The 16,823-nt window shown below is 45.7% G+C and carries 12 protein-coding genes; 1 reads left to right on the plus strand and 11 read right to left on the minus strand.

Annotated features, from left to right (window positions below; all coding sequences use genetic code 11):
* Positions 1 to 27 precede the first annotated feature (27 nt).
* From BJF97_RS19405 to galF, 8 genes are all read right to left on the minus strand, one after another.
* Positions 28 to 939 (minus strand): glycosyltransferase family 2 protein, encoded by a 912-nt coding sequence (locus BJF97_RS19405; protein WP_032693867.1) that lies wholly within the window; start codon positions 937 to 939, stop codon positions 28 to 30.
* Positions 940 to 978: 39 nt separating this feature from the next.
* Positions 979 to 2,406 carry an undecaprenyl-phosphate galactose phosphotransferase WbaP gene (gene wbaP, locus BJF97_RS19410; RefSeq protein WP_032693868.1) on the minus strand — a complete coding sequence of 476 codons (1,428 nt, stop codon included), beginning with the start codon at positions 2,404 to 2,406 and terminating at the stop codon, positions 979 to 981.
* Between the two features lie 110 nt (positions 2,407 to 2,516).
* Positions 2,517 to 4,679 (minus strand): polysaccharide biosynthesis tyrosine autokinase, encoded by a 2,163-nt coding sequence (locus tag BJF97_RS19415; protein WP_032693869.1) that lies wholly within the window; start codon positions 4,677 to 4,679, stop codon positions 2,517 to 2,519.
* A 14-nt stretch (positions 4,680 to 4,693) separates the two neighbouring features.
* Positions 4,694 to 5,131 (minus strand): arsenate reductase/protein-tyrosine-phosphatase family protein, encoded by a 438-nt coding sequence (locus BJF97_RS32850; RefSeq protein WP_071993378.1) that lies wholly within the window; start codon positions 5,129 to 5,131, stop codon positions 4,694 to 4,696.
* A gap of 1 nt (position 5,132) precedes the next feature.
* Complete coding sequence (locus BJF97_RS19420) at positions 5,133 to 6,269, minus strand: polysaccharide export protein (protein ID WP_032693870.1); 1,137 nt, start codon at positions 6,267 to 6,269, stop codon at positions 5,133 to 5,135.
* Positions 6,270 to 6,341: 72 nt separating this feature from the next.
* Entirely contained in the window at positions 6,342 to 7,775 is a 1,434-nt protein-coding gene (locus BJF97_RS19425) for a capsule assembly Wzi family protein (protein ID WP_032693871.1), read from the minus strand.
* 1,001 nt (positions 7,776 to 8,776) lie between these two features.
* Positions 8,777 to 9,406 carry a phosphatase PAP2 family protein gene (locus BJF97_RS19430; RefSeq protein WP_016946204.1) on the minus strand — a complete coding sequence of 210 codons (630 nt, stop codon included), beginning with the start codon at positions 9,404 to 9,406 and terminating at the stop codon, positions 8,777 to 8,779.
* A 474-nt stretch (positions 9,407 to 9,880) separates the two neighbouring features.
* Complete coding sequence (gene galF, locus BJF97_RS19435) at positions 9,881 to 10,777, minus strand: UTP--glucose-1-phosphate uridylyltransferase GalF (protein ID WP_016946203.1); 897 nt, start codon at positions 10,775 to 10,777, stop codon at positions 9,881 to 9,883.
* Between the two features lie 976 nt (positions 10,778 to 11,753).
* Here galF and BJF97_RS19440 point away from each other — a divergent pair.
* Positions 11,754 to 13,340 carry a TerC family protein gene (locus tag BJF97_RS19440; protein ID WP_032693729.1) on the plus strand — a complete coding sequence of 529 codons (1,587 nt, stop codon included), beginning with the start codon at positions 11,754 to 11,756 and terminating at the stop codon, positions 13,338 to 13,340.
* 238 nt (positions 13,341 to 13,578) lie between these two features.
* Here the strand turns inward: BJF97_RS19440 and asmA are convergent, their stop codons facing one another.
* The 3 genes from asmA to udk all read right to left on the minus strand — a co-directional run bounded on the left by asmA (position 13,579) and on the right by udk (position 16,767).
* A complete protein-coding gene (gene asmA, locus BJF97_RS19445) occupies positions 13,579 to 15,426 on the minus strand; it encodes an outer membrane assembly protein AsmA (RefSeq protein WP_014230076.1) in 1,848 nt (615 codons plus the stop codon).
* Between the two features lie 27 nt (positions 15,427 to 15,453).
* Complete coding sequence (gene dcd, locus BJF97_RS19450) at positions 15,454 to 16,035, minus strand: dCTP deaminase (RefSeq protein ID WP_004852489.1); 582 nt, start codon at positions 16,033 to 16,035, stop codon at positions 15,454 to 15,456.
* Between the two features lie 90 nt (positions 16,036 to 16,125).
* Positions 16,126 to 16,767, minus strand: a complete 642-nt coding sequence (gene udk / locus BJF97_RS19455; protein ID WP_070082973.1) for a uridine kinase — start codon at positions 16,765 to 16,767, stop codon at positions 16,126 to 16,128.
* Positions 16,768 to 16,823: the final 56 nt, after the last annotated feature.

A 16,823-nucleotide genomic window follows, 5' to 3' on the forward strand; every position in this document is an offset into this window, starting at 1 on the left:
AAATATAAAAATCCAAACTATTATATTTTAAAAGTTCCAGAACCTTTTATGCATACTAAATTTTTTAATTAAATACTTTGGTAAAACCTTGTAGTTTTTCCCCATTTTGAAACCTATAATTTTCATCACATTATATAGAAATGATACAGGTATCCACGATGGAGAATTTTTTATTAAATACTTAAGCTCAGAAATTATGAAACGTTTCCCCTCTCCTCCGGCACCACCAAAACTATGTCTAATCCAGGGTTCATCCGTATGGAATACACCAATGTCAAAATAGCGTTTAAATTCTTCTATCGGTGAGTAATTATGAGAATGATGTACCTTCGCTTCAGGTACGTAGGCTACTTTATAACCTGCCAATATTGCTTTAGCAGTAAAATACATATCTTCACATAATATTGTATTTGAAGGGAATCCGCCTAATTCTTTAAAGACTGACAATCTATAAGCTGAGAAAGAGTTTGACATGAATACTGTTTTCAAGCCCATCGATGGTATGTTGGCCTTACAAGCAATATATCCATTAATTGGGTAATTAAATAACCTAGCATGCTGTGCCAATGGGCTTGCGTCTGAATGTGGTAATTGCCGACCATAGGCACATACAACTTCTTCATCTTGAAAAACAGACATAATATTATCAATAAAACCAGGTTCAGGTATCGCATCCTGTGTTAAAAATATAACCACATCATAATTATCGATATAGTTATTAATCGCTTGGTTGCGAGTTCCACCATGATTGAAATCCGAACTTTGAATTGAAACCACATCAAAGCCATTATTTTTTGCTATTACTGCAGTATCATCCTTACTACCTGAGTCAATTACATGCACAAATGTATTTTCAGGGACATTCTTTTTAATGCTTTCGACTGTAGTATGCCATAATTCCCCACCATTATATGTTGGGATAGCAATATAGTATTTCATTTATAAATTTATCCTGAAAGATAGTATAAAGATTACAAATTAATATGCGCCATCTTTTTTTAATACAACACCTATTGTTTTGAATAGAATAGCGATATCATTCCACATTGACCAATTTTTAACATACCAAGCATCAAGATAAACTCGAGTTTCATAATCTACATCACTACGCCCACTAACTTGCCACAGTCCTGTCATACCTGGTTTACTTAAGAGATAATAGTCAACCTCTTCATTATATCTCTCCAGCTCAGCGGTTATAATTGGTCTTGGCCCAACCAAACTCATTTCCCCTCTAAGCACATTGAATAACTGTGGCAACTCATCTAAACTTGTCCTTCTGAGAAAACCTCCTATTTTTGTTATTCTAGGATCATTTTTCAACTTAAAAGTCAGATCCCATTCTTGTTTTGCTTCAATATCATTATTTAAAAGTTCTTCAAGAACCTCTTTAGAGTTGATAACCATTGATCTGAATTTTAAACACTTGAAAGGTTTGCCTCCTTTCCCAATCCTTTCGTGGCCATATATTGCTGGCCCTCCATCTTTTTTGACTTTTCGGCTTATATATAATAAGGCTGGTGAAAGGATTATAATTATAGATAAGGAACCAATAATATCAAAAACTCTTTTAAGGATCCTTGATGACCATTTAGCGAGATTTTGTTGGACACGGAATATCATCACTTCATGACTAAAGATAAATGACATATCAGTGCTATCAAGTGGCATACCACGCAATGTTGGAATAACGGAAACGTAGCGAAAACCTTTAATCATAAAGGTTCTGAGCCAAGCATTTCTTATGTCGCTTTGATGGGACTCTACTGCAACAATGAACTGCGTTTTAGGATCGATATCAATAAGCCATTCTAAGTTATTTTCGATAACAGGAATATCATCAATTGTGTCTTTTGCTGGCACACCACCAGGACTCGAAATAAAACCAACAATGTTTAAACCCAAATTTTTCTCGCCGCTAATAGCCTTATATGCCTCCCGAGCATTTTCACCACTACCTACTATCCAGGTATCTCTTTGCCACAACCCCGCATTGTTCAATAGAGATTTAGTTACCATCCTTGATAATGGAACAAGGACCATTATCAATAGCCAAGTCATTATCCATAAATAACGAGAAAATGACCAAGTAGCAAAAGCCATTACAGCAATTTCGATTATTGCGAAAATAACTAGAGTGCGAAGTATTTCTTTAAGCTCAAACCAGAATGTCTTACGATAAAAATAGTGTCTCAATCTGATTGAATACCAACCAATACAACATACTCCGAGCACCCAATGAAGTAAAAACCATCCATCAGTTTCATTTGTTAATAATAAATAATTACTTTTCTCAACACTAATTGATAGAATGCCCAGTGCTATATATAAAGATAGAATAAATGAAATAAAATCTGATAGAGCCAATGCGATACTAACAATAACATTCTTTACGAGAAGCCTCATGAAATCCTCTCAAATTTAATCAAATAAATATTATCATATTGATATAATATTTGGTTTTTCACTACCCCAAGCATAGTTAAAATAACTTGGGGTTAGTGTTTTAATCAATATTACTCTTTATCATTATACGAATAGCCATAGTTATTGTAGCCATATCCATAATAGCTACTAGCTTTCTTCACCACTCCATTCAAAATGCAACCTTTCACAATAACACCACTATTTTCAAAACGTTTTGCACTTATTTCAATTTCTTTCGCTGTATTTTTTTCAAATCTTGCAACAAGTAATGTAGTACCGGCATAATGACCAATAATTGCAGGATCAGTGACAGCTAATATGGGTGGGGTATCGAGAATTACAATGTCATAATTTTGCTCGGCCCAAGCTAATATCTCGCCAAAACGCCTATGCATAAGCAATTCAGCAGGATTAGGAGGAACTTGTCCTCGCGAAATGAAATCGAAACCTGCACTAGTTACTTTTTTGACAGCTCGAGAGACTTCAACTTTTCCTGATAATATTTCCGAAAGACCATGATTATTATCTAACGCAAAGAGCTTGTGTGCATAACCTTTACGCATATCGGTATCAATATAAAGAACGGATTTTCCAGTTTGCGCTATTACCGCGGATAAATTGGTACTAACAAAGGTCTTACCAGCGTTAGGACTAGCACCAGATATCATTAAAATATTATTTCTGGACTCCATCATCGCAAAGTGAAGGCTTGTACGTAATCCTCTAATTGCTTCAATTGCAATATCAGCTGGATTTTCGATAGCAAGGAACGTTTGACTTTCAGATTGTTCCTTCCTTTTCCACCCCTCCACCTTGGTAGCTTTTTGAGTTAGTAACTCTGAAACAGGAATACTTGCATATACGTTTATACCCAACTCTTCGAGTTGCTCAGGTGTTTCAATACCCCTTCGTAAGAATACGCGTAACAAAACAACACCAACTGAAACCAAAAGGCCAAGAACTAAGCCGACTATGATAACTAATATTTTTTTAGGCTTGACTGGCTCGGGCTGAGTTACCGCATTATCAATAATCCTGACATTACCTATAGCACTAGATTTTGCTATATTCAGCTCCTGTTGTCTATTAAGTAACATCATGAATACAGCCCGTCCAGACTCAACGTCTCGATTCAAGCGTAAAATTTCTTGCTGGGTCTCAGGCATTGCAGAAACTTTTTTATTGAGTTTTAACTTTTCATCTTGCAAAGTTTTTCGTTTTTCAAGCAATGCTTTATAAGTTGGATGTTCTTTTGTATATAGCTGCGATATCTCAGATTCTCTAAAAGTCAATTGATTCAACTGATTATCAACATTTACTATCTGATCAAGTACAGATTTAGCTTCTAATGACAAATCAACCGAATCATTTTGCCTACGATACTGATTAAGCTTACTTTCAGCAGTATCAAGATCGCTTCTTACAATTGGTAATTGTTCATTTAAGAATGCCAAACTTTTCGCATCTTGTGCGGCTTGCCTTGCGATGTTCTGAGCGAGATAGTTTTCACTAATGCTGTTGATAATTTCCTTTATTAGCTTCGGGTTATCCCCTGTAAGGGATAGGTTTAATATACCTGTATCTTTCCCTTGCTCAGCAATACTGAACTTTTTCTGTAGCTCGGCTATTGCATCTAATTTTGATATGTAATAAATAGTAAAACTAGAACCAGGTTCCGCATCTATTTTATCAATTTTAATCGTTATATCATTTTTATTGATTAAACTACCAATCTTTGCGCTGAATGTTTCATCATTATATTCTACTGTATAGTTATTATTATCTTGCGCTGTTATTTTAATTTTAGGAATGTCGTCATAGCTACCTGTAATATAAAAACGGGAGACAGTTAAGCTACCTGGTTTATCTCCTCGCAACCTTGCTATGCCACGTCCAAAAATAGGAAAGTAATCTTGTTTGATGACGGCCTGTAAATTCAGATCATCAACCGTTTTACCCAAGATCATTCTGGATTGCAGTAATGCAATTTCTGGAGCAGATTGAGGTTGGCTATCTGGTAAAATTTGGCTTAAATTACTTAAAATACTGTTACCTTGTTTTTGCTCCACCTGAATTAATGCATCAGCTTGATACACAGGTGTAGAAAAAATGGAATATATTAGTGCAATAAGTGTAAATAGAGATGTTACTGATATTATCAATTTGCGATGGTCAATCAACTCACCGATTAAGCGACCAAAATCGATTTCATCAGATTCCTGAGATGGTTGTTTATTAATAACTGGTGACATTAAAATATTCCTGATTATTTAGCGCCTAGTTTCTCAGCCCATCGTTCACCGGCCAATTCTATTAAATTATATACTGATGCAAATGCTTCTTCGCTTTTTCGATAAGGATCTGGGATATCTCTTTGGTTGCACCAGTGACCATATAGCATTGTTTTCCCTCTAGCTTCGGGAGAAATACGTCCGATTTGTTCTATATGTGCTTTTTCCATTACAAGTATGAGATCGTACTGACGCCCTAATGCAGCCGAGTATTGCTTACCTACATGACCTTCAAGCGAAAGATTATGTAATGAAGCAATTTTGCAAGCATTTAGATCTGCGCTATAACCAACCATTGCGTTAGTTCCAGCCGAATCAACCACCTTTGTGGGTAGCAGTTTTCTTAAAAGCCGTTCGCCTATCGGAGAACGGCAAATATTACCTGTGCATATAACTAAAATTGAATCAAACATATTATGGCCAACTCTTAATATAGCGAATGGTTTCAGTCATATCATGTACTCCAGTTATAGTCGGTACAAGCTGAGATATAACTCGATTCCATCTCACAAGAGGTGCTGCAGTTACATAGACAATGTCGTATGGCTGTAACTGGAATTCTGTACTAAGAACCATTGCGGATGCATCTTGAGCATTTAATTGGTAAATATTTGCGATCTTACCATTTTTATCACCTTTTAATTGGCGTACAACAAAAACTCCTGTTGCATCACTCATAGACTGTGACATTCCTTCAGCATTGCCCAATGCCTCAGCCAATGTCATGCCACTCCGATCCATTTTTAATGTCGTTTGCTTACCTACTTCTCCCATAACAAAGACTTTCAGTTCATCATTTCGAGGAACAAATAAAATATCTCCGGGATAAAGTAAGTGATTCTGAGTAAGGTCACCTTTTTGCATTAACTCGTATAAAGAGACTTTTGTATCTTTACCATTATGTGTAAGAACAACGTTACGCCAATCAGCATCAGGAGCAAGTCCTCCTGCAGCGTTGATCGCGTCCATAATTGTTAATGGAATATTAGTGATAGGTTGCTGACCTGATTTTGTAACTTCGCCAGTTACATATACCTTTTGCGATCTAAAGGCGGCAATACTAACATCGACTTGTGGACTTTCAATATATGTTGTCAATCGACTGGCAATGTCTTGTCTAACCTGACTTAAAGTTTTTCCTGCAACTTGAACTTTACCAATATACGGATAGAAGATAGTCCCATCAGAATTCACCCAGTTGCCCGTATCACTTGCGCTACGATATTGACCAGCCGGTGTTGTTAATTCAGGATGATCCCAAACGGTGACCATTAACACGTCGCCGATACCAATTCGATACTCATAATTACGTATTAAATCATCTAATTTTGGATTTGAACGAGCCAAAATCGCGTCTGGGCGATATTTTTCAATTAACCCAGGAGTCATTGGATATACATCAACCAGTTTATCCAGGTCGTAATCGCTATCCGGCAGCTCAACGACGTTCTTACGAAGGCTATTCAACCCCTGACCAGGCATGATAGTACAGCCAGATAAAAATCCTATTGTTAACGCCAATGCCGAAAATCTAACAATTTTTTTCTTCATAATGTCACATCATCAGTAAACCAAAAGTTTCTAACTCCCAAACAACAGCCTATTTCCAAAGCTGTGTTAAGGCTATAAATTAAATGGGATTTCTATCCCCGCGCTCGCACCCACGTCATCACTATCGCTATTGTCTGCATCTGTATACCAGAGAGAGGTGTTCAGTCTTACCGATTTATACACATCCCCACTCCATCCCAATTGCACACCTTTCAACGTATCCGAACGAGGAAACGCCTTATTAATTGTCTGATTCTCGGGGTTAACCTTCGCATATGCTAAACGCGCGCTCCAACGTTGATTATCCTCCGTAACCAGTTCGACTTTACCTGCAAACAGTTGACCATCACCTCCCATAGCATCACCGAGTGAATAGCCTTGCTGGTAATAGCCATCTTTATAGATATGGTGCCTGTAGCTATAGTTGGTTCGGCTCATATTCGTCCGCGTATCATGCGCTTCAAGATACCAGTTGACGGCATCTTTGCCCCAACCATGATGTCCTTCGACGCCGCCAAGGAACATATTCGCTGAAGGTAAATAGCCAGATTCATCTTCACCAATCATCTGCCCATAGAAACTAATCGGCCAACCAAGCGTAGGCTCTAGCTTAAATTTAAAATCAAAACCCGCTAGCTGGTTACCCGGTTCATTCGCTGTACCGGTGTTATCTTTACCCGTAAAACCATCCCAGAAGCTGCTAAACGACTCCGGTCTCCCCTCCCCGCCCCACTGCATAATGCGCGATGCGCCCAGTTCAAGGGACTGGAAAGGAGAAAACGTAAGACGCCCGCCGATAATTTTGGTATGCGGTACGGCGGTATATTGATTCATCTGGCTGGCGGAAATCTGATACTGCCACGGGCCAATCCAGCGCAGCCACCAGGTTTCCGGTGCGGCCTGTTCAGCACGCTGCATTAAAACGCCGGTCATTGGCCGCATCGCATCACCGCGGATCAGGCTGCCTTCATAACCCGGCCCCCACCACTGCGGCATCTGACCAAATGAGAGCCACTGGTTCCAGAACTTAACCGCGCCATAGGCGCCGTTAGCATTAAAACGTGAACCGTTGCTGATGCGTTCGTCACCTTCAACGTTGCCCTGCAGGTGCACATCCCACCATTCGCCGCTGTTATTAAAGGCTAATGATAAAGAGCTATCCGCAGGCTGATTCTGACCAAAGCCCTGCGGCGTTCCGGGCTTATCCGTTGAGGTATAGCCGCTCACCCGAAAATCCGCTTTTAAAGAGTCGAGGCGCTGGTTGATTCGCGCCAGAACAACCTGTTCGGAAGAGTAAGAGGGTTTTGCCTTCTTAAGGGCCCGGTTAATCTCTTCCTGGCTCAGCGGCCAGGTCGACAGGCTGAGATGAATAACGCCTCGATCGGAGAGCCACGCCAGATCGTTGCGCAGTTCGTTGTCATTCATCACTAACCCGGAGGCATAGGCAAGTGAGCTGGCAGAAGTAAACAGCCCTAATGCGAGTGCGATTCGCGCAATTTTTATCATTGTACAAGATCCATTTAAAGCCCCGTTTTCGCAAGCTGGCGCGACAAGGGGAACACTGATAGATGCAGCGCCCTCTGACGCCAACCTTTGCTATGTTTGGTCTACAGGTATTGGCCCGAGAAAACGAAAGCATGCCGATCGGAACGCCGTGCTAAAGCTCGTTTTCTACTCGCAGGCTACCTGCAGTACACAATGTATGCGAAATTGTTATTGAAGGCTATTCCATCGCACCTCATACCCGCAGTTTATCTGCCCGCCTCAAGACGAATACGTCCTGATTTGATGACAACTCGCTAGTATATACAGGTTGCGAAGAGAATCACCTGCATCGAGTCCACTTTAGGAATTTCTGTCGCATAAAATGAGATGTGATATAGAGAAAAGGCCTGGTCGCAGGTACGCTACCGCCCTTGGCTTAACAGCTACCAATGCACTGTACTTCTTTCCCTGTAAATTCGATCGTAGATTCCGATAAATCGGCGATTAATCCATCAAAGCAAACAATTTCGCGGCCATAAGTTTACGAGATTCTACCCTCAATTGGGAGCGTAATCTCACATTATCAGTTACGTTGCCAGCGCCACGAACCAATTGCCGATAACGCTATTGTTTTCTGCTCTTCACGTAAAAATGGAACCAGTACAAAGCAACTGAATAATCTCAACTTTATGATTTTATTGCTTTTTTCACCACAAAAAGTGTGTTGACTTAGCTTCAAGTTAATTATAGTTAGTCAACTACAAAAATTGATAGTAAAAAGAAGTATGCCACGCTGTTGTTATCATTAATAAATTCGATATTTAGCCAGAAAACTTATTTAGGAAACATCCTGGCTGATTATCATTGCGCTAATTATTGCGCAGAATGACCCATCACAAATTTATTTCATGGATATGAAATATCGCCGCTACTGACACTTTCATCATAAATTTCATATTGCATACAATGTGAACACGACATGATTCTTTCTGAATCCTTCATCTTTTCCACGTTTGTCTGAATCAGTAAAATCGCTTATGCAGATCGGCTCGGGTAAAAGGTTTTTCCAGTGGGCCAATCTTCACCGCAATCTCGTTCAGCAAAGATTGGGTTGGCGCCTTCGCCCCCGTATTCAGCAGAAGCGCCGGGATAATCACCATGCTCGCCAGACTGCCAAAGGATAACCGCGCTGTATGAGTGGCGCGAACGCGTGACTGTAGCAGCAGAAAAATTGCGCTGCCTGCGGCTCCCAGCAGTAAGCCGGCAATGACTTCAGAAGTTGAATGTGCGTGGACCATCAGTCGGGAGTAGCCAACCAGTCCGGCCAGAGCATAACCCACTATGACAGCAGTAAAACGAAGAGCTGGTGTAGCACGCGCGCACAGCAGCCATAAGAGGATTGGCCAGAAAGCTGAAGATAATGCGGTGTGGCCGCTAAAGCCAGTGAAGTCCAGCTCGCGAATCCCAATACCCCAACCCATAAATGCCAGTTTTGATGCGCAGACAATTGCGCCGGTTATGCCGAACAGCAGCGCCCAGTGCCAGGCCAGCTGCTTTGAATCTTTTCGCAGAAAAAGCACGATAAACAATACTGCCGCACTGGGTAACAGTACGGTGCTATCGCCAAAAAAAGTGACAACCTGCCAGTTCATTTATCTTTCATCCTTTGACGATCTCTCCAGTTCGCAACGCCTTTCCCGCGACATTTGTGTGGGCATATGCAATCCTTAAGTTCACATTAATATGCACACGCTACCGTTGTTTAATGCGCAAACATGATCTCAGTCAAGTTTTATTTTCATGTTACACCTTGACTAAGGGCCGCTTACTTAAGAAAAATCTTAGTAAGTAATTATCAGCAAAGAGTAAATTTTGCTTGTCTGACCATTTCATCATGCTACGTCTTATTCGACTACCAGAAGTCTCCGAACATTTGCTGCGTTCAAAAGCGATACACTATAACAATAAAATCAGCTAACTTATTGTATTTATAGGGCTATTAACCAGTTCTACGCGCAGTATCTGATATTGTGAATCTGACGTTGTGAACGGCCTCGAATCCTCTTTTCGTCATCAGATAATTCGGACCGTTCACTCTCACGCGCTAATAAGCACTGACGCGAAAACTACGCCAGCAGCTTCTTAATACTCTCGCGGAATTTTGCCCCTTCTTTATGGTTACGCAGCCCGTAGCTGACAAAAGCCTGCATATAGCCCATTTTTTTACCGCAGTCATAGCTGTCGCCAGTCATTAACATCGCATCGACTGACTGTTTTTTCGCCAGCTCGGCGATCGCATCGGTTAACTGAATACGTCCCCAGGCGCCCGGCTCGGTACGCTCCAGTTCAGCCCAGACATCGGCAGAAAGCACATAGCGCCCTACCGCCATCAGGTCGGAATCCAGGGTTTGCGGTTCATCAGGTTTTTCGATGAACTCAACGATTCGGGCAACCTGCCCCGCCGATTCCAGAGCGTCCTTAGTCTGGATAACGGAATACTCGGAGAGATCGCCTTCCATCCGTTTGGCCAGCACCTGGCTACGACCCGTTTCATTGAAACGCGCCACCATCGCGGCAAGGTTATAGCGCAGAGGGTCGGCGCTGGCGTCGTCCAGAATGATATCCGGGAGCACCACCACAAACGGGTTATCGCCAATCAGCGGGCGCGCGCAAAGAATGGAGTGACCTAAACCCAGCTGCTGGCCCTGACGCACGTTCATGATCGTTACGCCAGGAGGACAGATAGCCTGCACCTCCGCCAGAAGCTGACGTTTTACGCGCTGTTCAAGCAATGCTTCCAGTTCGTAGGAGGTGTCGAAATGGTTTTCTACGGCATTCTTGGATGAATGCGTCACCAGCACGATTTCCTTGATACCCGCAGCTACAATTTCATCAACAATGTACTGCACCATTGGCTTGTCGACGATCGGCAACATCTCTTTCGGAATGGCCTTGGTGGCGGGCAACATATGCATCCCTAATCCTGCTACCGGTATAACTGCTTTCAAACTCACCATTTTCATATCCACCCGTATGGTTATAAACCTTTTGATCCTGTCAGTTTGTATGTATCACTGGCATTTATCAGTGATGATACACGCTTGATACCTGCCATTCTGTCCGTCAAATTCTGAAATTACACGCTGAATTTAAGAATACACGCAAAGTCTACATACCAATAGACAGTTTTAAGAAAATTCTTATACGCATGGTTTCTAAAGAATTTCCATTTAATTACAATGAGTTACTCACCAGCAGCACCTTATTTTATTCATAAGGTAGCGTAATGACGCTCATCGCTTCTCCATCATTTCTCTTTTAATACCTTGTAATCTTTCATCATGAATTGACACAGAACAAGTGACTGCAAAAAAATAAAAATCCAGCCCAAATAATCAATTATATTGATAATAAAATTATTTAACGTACAAAAGCGCCTGAATTGCAGCCAATTACCCGTCATGTCTGACTTCACGGTCAGCAATGATATTGCTGAAAAAAACGACGGGTAGCCCGCTGACTTAAACCCTCTTCGCTGCTGTTTTTACCGCTTGCCATCACATATAACGCTCATTACATCGTCCTGCAAAAATTGATCTACGGCAAGCCACGACATTAAGTAGTATAAAAATCCAAATTCAAGAAAATCGTTGATATATACATCAAATCTATTGATTGACTCTCGCGTTATCTAAGTAACGTATCCGCCTTCTGCTGCAGAGCAGCATGGTCCTTCACCGCTCGGGTGACATCTGGCTTAAAATCGTACGCACCGTCTCCGCCCGTATCGCTGAAATTTCGCGCGTTAATTAATAAGTCCCATCCCATGGGCGCATTGTGGAAAGGTTATATCCTGCACAACTGACTCTTTTATTTGCTGGTTTATTGGGAGGCGGGTTCGGGGCTGAGCTAATTAACAGCAGAAAATATTGCATTTTATCTATAGCTTATCCATGATCGATTCATGGCACTCTTAGGTTGTAAAGGTTTTAACTGAATATGGAATGGATTGCCGACCCCTCTATCTGGGCCGGGCTCATTACGCTTGTCGTTATTGAACTGGTACTCGGTATTGATAATCTGGTCTTTATCGCCATTCTCGCGGAAAAACTTCCCCCCGCGCAGCGAGACCGGGCCCGCATCACCGGTCTGCTACTCGCAATGGTGATGCGCCTGCTGCTGCTGGCTTCGATCTCCTGGCTGGTCACGCTAACCAAACCGCTCATGACCTGGCACGATCTGAGCTTTAGCGCCCGCGATCTGATTATGCTGTTTGGCGGATTATTCCTCCTCTTCAAAGCCACCGTTGAACTTAACGAACGGCTGGAAGGGAAAGATAGCGATAACCCGACCCAGCGTAAAGGCGCCAGGTTCTGGGGGGTGGTAGCGCAAATCGTGGTGCTTGATGCCATCTTCTCTCTCGACTCGGTGATAACCGCGGTCGGCATGGTTGACCACCTGGCAGTCATGATGGCTGCGGTGATTATTGCCATTAGCCTGATGCTGATGGCCAGTAAAGCCCTCACCCGCTTTGTTAACAGCCATCCGACCATCGTTATTCTCTGTCTGAGCTTCCTGCTGATGATCGGCTTTAGCCTGATTGCCGAAGGCTTTGGTTTCCCTATTCCTAAAGGCTACCTGTACGCGGCTATCGGCTTCTCGGTCATGATTGAATCCTTCAACCAGCTGGCGATTTTTAACCGCCATCGCTTTCTCTCGGCCAACCTGACGCTACGCCAGCGAACTACCGAAGCGGTGATGAATCTGTTGAGCGGGCGCAAAGACAGTAGCGAGCTGGATAGCGAGACCGCCTCGCTGATTGCCGATCGCGACGATAACCCACTCTTCAATCCGCAGGAACGGCGGATGATTGAGCGGGTACTGAATCTCAATCAGCGTACCGTCAGCAGCATCATGACCTCGCGTCATGACATTGAACATATTGATCTCAGCGCGCCGGAAGAGGAGATTCGCGCCTTACTCGACAAAAATCAGCATACCCGCCTCGTGGTTACCGGCGGCGATGATGACGAGGATATGCTTGGCGTCGTGCACGTGATCGATCTTCTGCAGCAATCATTACGTCATGAACCGCTCAATCTGCAGGTTCTGATTCGTCAGCCGCTGGTGTTCCCGGAAACGCTGCCGCTGCTTCCTGCGCTGGAGCAGTTCCGCAGAGCCAGAACCCACTTCGCCTTTGTGGTCGATGAATTTGGCTCCGTAGAGGGGATTGTGACGCTCAGCGACGTCATGGAGACCATCGCCGGAAATCTGCCTAATGAAGCAGAAGAGATCGATGCCCGTCACGATATTCACAAAAACGGCGACGGGAGCTGGACGGTCAACGGGCATATGCCGCTGGAAGACCTGGTCCAGTCCGTTCCTCTGCCGCTGGATGAGAAACGTGAATACCATACGGTTGCCGGTCTGCTGATGGAGTACCTGCAGCATGTGCCGCAGGAAGGTGAAGAAGTGAAACTTGACGGCTACGTGCTGCGCACGCTGCAGGTGGACAGCCATCGGGTACAAAAAGTACTGATAGTGCCGCCGGCGCAGGATGAAGATGAACTGGACTATGAAGTGTGATGCTCTCTTCGATGATGCATCAAAAGCCGGACGCAGGCGGTTAACCGATTTTTAAGGGTCTGCTAATCTTTCTTCCGGGTAGTGGCTATCGCCTTACCCGGCCGTCAAAACCTAAACGCTCAACGCATCCCTCTTTAGCCGTAGGCCCGCGCAGGCGAAGCGCCGCCGGCAATTCCAGAGGAATGCGCATTGCCGGCAATCTTAGCACGATGCGCTTCTTCTGCTTTTCCTGGCTAACTTACAGTTTGTCGAGCAGCTTCTTCACATCCTTGCCGTCCTGGGTGTTTTTATTGCGTTCAGCCCATTCGCTGAGCCGTTTCCTGGCTTCATCCTGCAGCTGCTTGCGGAGTATCTGGTCAACCTGCAGGCTGTAGCTCAGCGTCTGCCAGTTACCATAAATTCGCAAAGGGATCGCCGTCTGCTTGAGCCTGTCGATGAGTTTGCTTTCGCCCTTCCAGCCGCCCAGTACCCGGACGTTGAAGAGCATATCACAATCTTCTTTCAGCAGGTTGAGCTCACCCTGACCGGTCAGCGCCATCATGTCAGATTGGCCCTGCATATGCGTCAAGGTGACCAGCCCATTATTCAGCGCAAACTCGGTGCTGACAGAGTCCAGTCGGGTCGCATTGTCGTAATTTTCCTGCGCCTGAACGTTGGTGCTGCGCTCGACGGCCTGCTGTACCAGCTGCTGGAAGTTGAGCCCTTCAGTGCGCGTATCAGTGAGCTGCGTTACCGCCTGCCCCTGCCAGCTGCGGCGGAACTCGTCGGCATCAATCTTGCCGCCGGAGAACTCACCGGTCAGCGAGAGCTTACCGGTGAGGTTTATCGAATAATTAAACGCTTTCAGAATCGAGCCGATCTCGACGTTGTCGAGTTGCGGCTGGAAAGAGGCATGCGGCGTTGCGCCCCGCGCGTCGAGCGAGCCGGGGAGCGAGAGTCGTCCACCGTCCAGACTCCCCTGCATCTGATGAATCGTCAGCAGCCCCTGCTGGTTGCTGATTTCACTTTTCACCTGGGTAAAGTGCATTCCCCGCCACTGCAGCTGGTCAGCCGTCAGGTTCAGCCGGGCGTTAAAACCGCGCAGGGCGTTGTAATCCTGCTGAATATCGTTATCCGCAATAACCGGGCGTAGCTGCCTGTTCTGGCTTTGTCCCTGCTGGTTAACGCTATTATCGCCAGAGGCGGAGGCATGAGAAAGCAGGCTATCGAGGTTGAGCGTGCCCGCCTGAAGGTTCAGCGTCCAGTCAGGCTGGTCGCCCAGCACGACGCTGCCGTTGCCGGCAATGGTGCTGCCGTTAGCCGTTAAGTTCAGCCCATCGAAGCTGAGCTTTTTCGCATCCTCGACCCAGCTGGCCTGCATGCTGGCCTGGCCGCTAATCCCTTCGGGGGGAAGCTCCGCGCCGCGAAGCTGCCAGTTCAGTTGTGAAATATCCGCCTTCAGAGAATGAGGATAATCACCGCCCTGCACCTGGGCGGAGAAGGAAAGCGCCAGATCGCGCTGATCGCGGTTCACCCGACCAGAGAAATCGACCGTGGCGCGATGGCTGCTGTCCTGCTCCATCTGCAAACGGATATCGCGCACCGTAACCTGCTCGCCATCTTCATGCTGAAAAAAGAGCACGCTATCGGCAATCTGTAGCTTCTGGACATCATACGACCAGCCGCGATCCTCCGGCACCTGAGGCAGCGTATTGTCGTGCGGGACGACCGGAGCCCCCTTGCTACGCACGGCTTCGGTTTTGGAGGTCAGCTGGATCACCGCGCCCTTCAACATCACCTGCTTGACCTGCAGCTGATGGGAGATCAGCGGCAGCAGCCCGACGTCAAGGCGCATATTATCCGCGCGAATAACGGGTTCTTCAGCGCCCGGCGCGGTCAGGGTCATGCGGCCCGAGAGAATGCTGAGCTGCGGCCAGACGTGCCAGCGCAGCGGCCCATTGAGCTCGAGCTGATAGCCGCTACGATCCGCCACCTCTTTAACCATATAGGCGCGAAAATCGTTGGGGTTGACCAGCAATACCAGCGCGGTAAGACCGGCGACAACTACCGCCAGTAAGATCATCAGCGTGGTCAGAATTCGTCTCATGGCATCCTCAGCAAACCGCTAAAATTATCAATCCTTGTCGATTCGACTCGCTACCGCGCCCTGCTGGTCGCGATATTTCGCATCTTCGCGGCGATTATAAGGCCGCATCGCCGGCCCGGATAACGGCTCAAAACTTAACGCCCCGATCAGCATCCCCGGACGCAGCGCCAGCGGCAGCTTACCCGAATTATAGAATTCCAGTACGATGCAGCCGGACCAGCCCGGATCGATGCGGTGCGCGGTGACGTGCACCATCAGGCCCAGACGCGCCAGCGAAGAACGGCCATCCAGCCAGCCGACGAGATCCGGCGGCAGGGTGACCGATTCAAAGGTCACCGCCAGCGCCAGCTCGCCCGGATGCAGGAAGAACGCTTCACCATCCGGCAGAACAATCTCTTCGCTCATCACGCGATCCAGCGCCGCGCTGACTTCCGCTTTAGGCCCGCTCAGGTCAATGAAGCCCGCCGTGTGCCCGCGGAAAGTCCGAAACTTATTTCCCAGCCGAACATCGACCGTCGCGCCGTTAATGCGCTCAACGGGCGGGCGCGGGTTAATGGCCAGACGCCCCTCATCCAACCAGGCTTCTATATCTCGGTCGCACAGACGCATGAACGTTCTCCTTTAAGGCATTGCGCCCCTACGCCTTCCGGGGATAAGGGCAAATTGGCTTCTCTTTGCACGTTACACAATTCGTTCGTGTTATTCAAAGAACTGACTGATTTTGGCCTTCAATATATCGATGGCGATACGGTTCTTACCGCCGCGAGGCACGATAATATCGGCATACTGTTTGGAAGGGTCGATAAACTGCAGGAACATCGGGCGCACCGTTTTCTGGTACTGCGCCATTACCGAATCCATCGAACGCCCACGCTCGTTAACGTCTCGCTTGATGCGCCGCATCAGGCAGATATCCAGCGGGGTGTCGACAAAAATGGAGAAACTGAGTTCGTTGCGCAGGCGGGCGTCGGTCAGCAGCAGAATCCCTTCGAGAATGATGACTTTCTTCGGTTCAATATGGATGGTTTCCGGCATACGGGTATGCTCAACGTAGCTATACACCGGCAACTCTATCGGCTGGCCGCTTCTCAGCATCTGCAAATGCTGAAACAGCAGCCTATGATCCATGGAGCTTGGGTGGTCATAGTTGGTTTTTACACGCTCTTCCATCGACAGATGACCTTGATCCTTGTAATAGCTGTCTTCCGGAATAACGCCGATATGTTCATCGCCGACCTGTTCACGTAATTCACGATATAGCGTACTGGCGATAAGGCTTTTGCCCGAAGCCGATGCGCCGGCGATGCCTATAATGACGCACTGATGAGACGTATCAGTCATAAATTTTTGCGACCTGATTAACCTGGGAATGTAGGAAGGGTGGCGGTTGACCGCCA

Source organism: Klebsiella sp. LTGPAF-6F (genome assembly GCF_001753185.1).
In the GTDB taxonomy this organism is placed as follows: Bacteria; Pseudomonadota; Gammaproteobacteria; order Enterobacterales; family Enterobacteriaceae; genus Klebsiella; species Klebsiella michiganensis.

Bases quoted from the DNA above. Each gene is read 5' to 3' on its own strand.
- BJF97_RS19420 (WP_032693870.1), bottom strand. From the start codon at position 6,269: ATGAAGAAAAAAATTGTTAGATTTTCGGCATTGGCGTTAACAATAGGA.
- BJF97_RS19415 (WP_032693869.1), bottom strand. From the start codon at position 4,679: ATGTCACCAGTTATTAATAAACAACCATCTCAGGAATCTGATGAAATC.
- udk (WP_070082973.1), bottom strand. From the start codon at position 16,767: ATGACTGATACGTCTCATCAGTGCGTCATTATAGGCATCGCCGGCGCA.
- BJF97_RS19440 (WP_032693729.1), top strand. From the start codon at position 11,754: ATGGAATGGATTGCCGACCCCTCTATCTGGGCCGGGCTCATTACGCTT.
- wbaP (WP_032693868.1), bottom strand. From the start codon at position 2,406: ATGAGGCTTCTCGTAAAGAATGTTATTGTTAGTATCGCATTGGCTCTA.
- BJF97_RS19430 (WP_016946204.1), bottom strand. From the start codon at position 9,406: ATGAACTGGCAGGTTGTCACTTTTTTTGGCGATAGCACCGTACTGTTA.
- galF (WP_016946203.1), bottom strand. From the start codon at position 10,777: ATGAAAATGGTGAGTTTGAAAGCAGTTATACCGGTAGCAGGATTAGGG.
- BJF97_RS32850 (WP_071993378.1), bottom strand. From the start codon at position 5,131: ATGTTTGATTCAATTTTAGTTATATGCACAGGTAATATTTGCCGTTCT.
- BJF97_RS19425 (WP_032693871.1), bottom strand. From the start codon at position 7,775: ATGATAAAAATTGCGCGAATCGCACTCGCATTAGGGCTGTTTACTTCT.
- asmA (WP_014230076.1), bottom strand. From the start codon at position 15,426: ATGAGACGAATTCTGACCACGCTGATGATCTTACTGGCGGTAGTTGTC.
- dcd (WP_004852489.1), bottom strand. From the start codon at position 16,035: ATGCGTCTGTGCGACCGAGATATAGAAGCCTGGTTGGATGAGGGGCGT.
- BJF97_RS19405 (WP_032693867.1), bottom strand. From the start codon at position 939: ATGAAATACTATATTGCTATCCCAACATATAATGGTGGGGAATTATGG.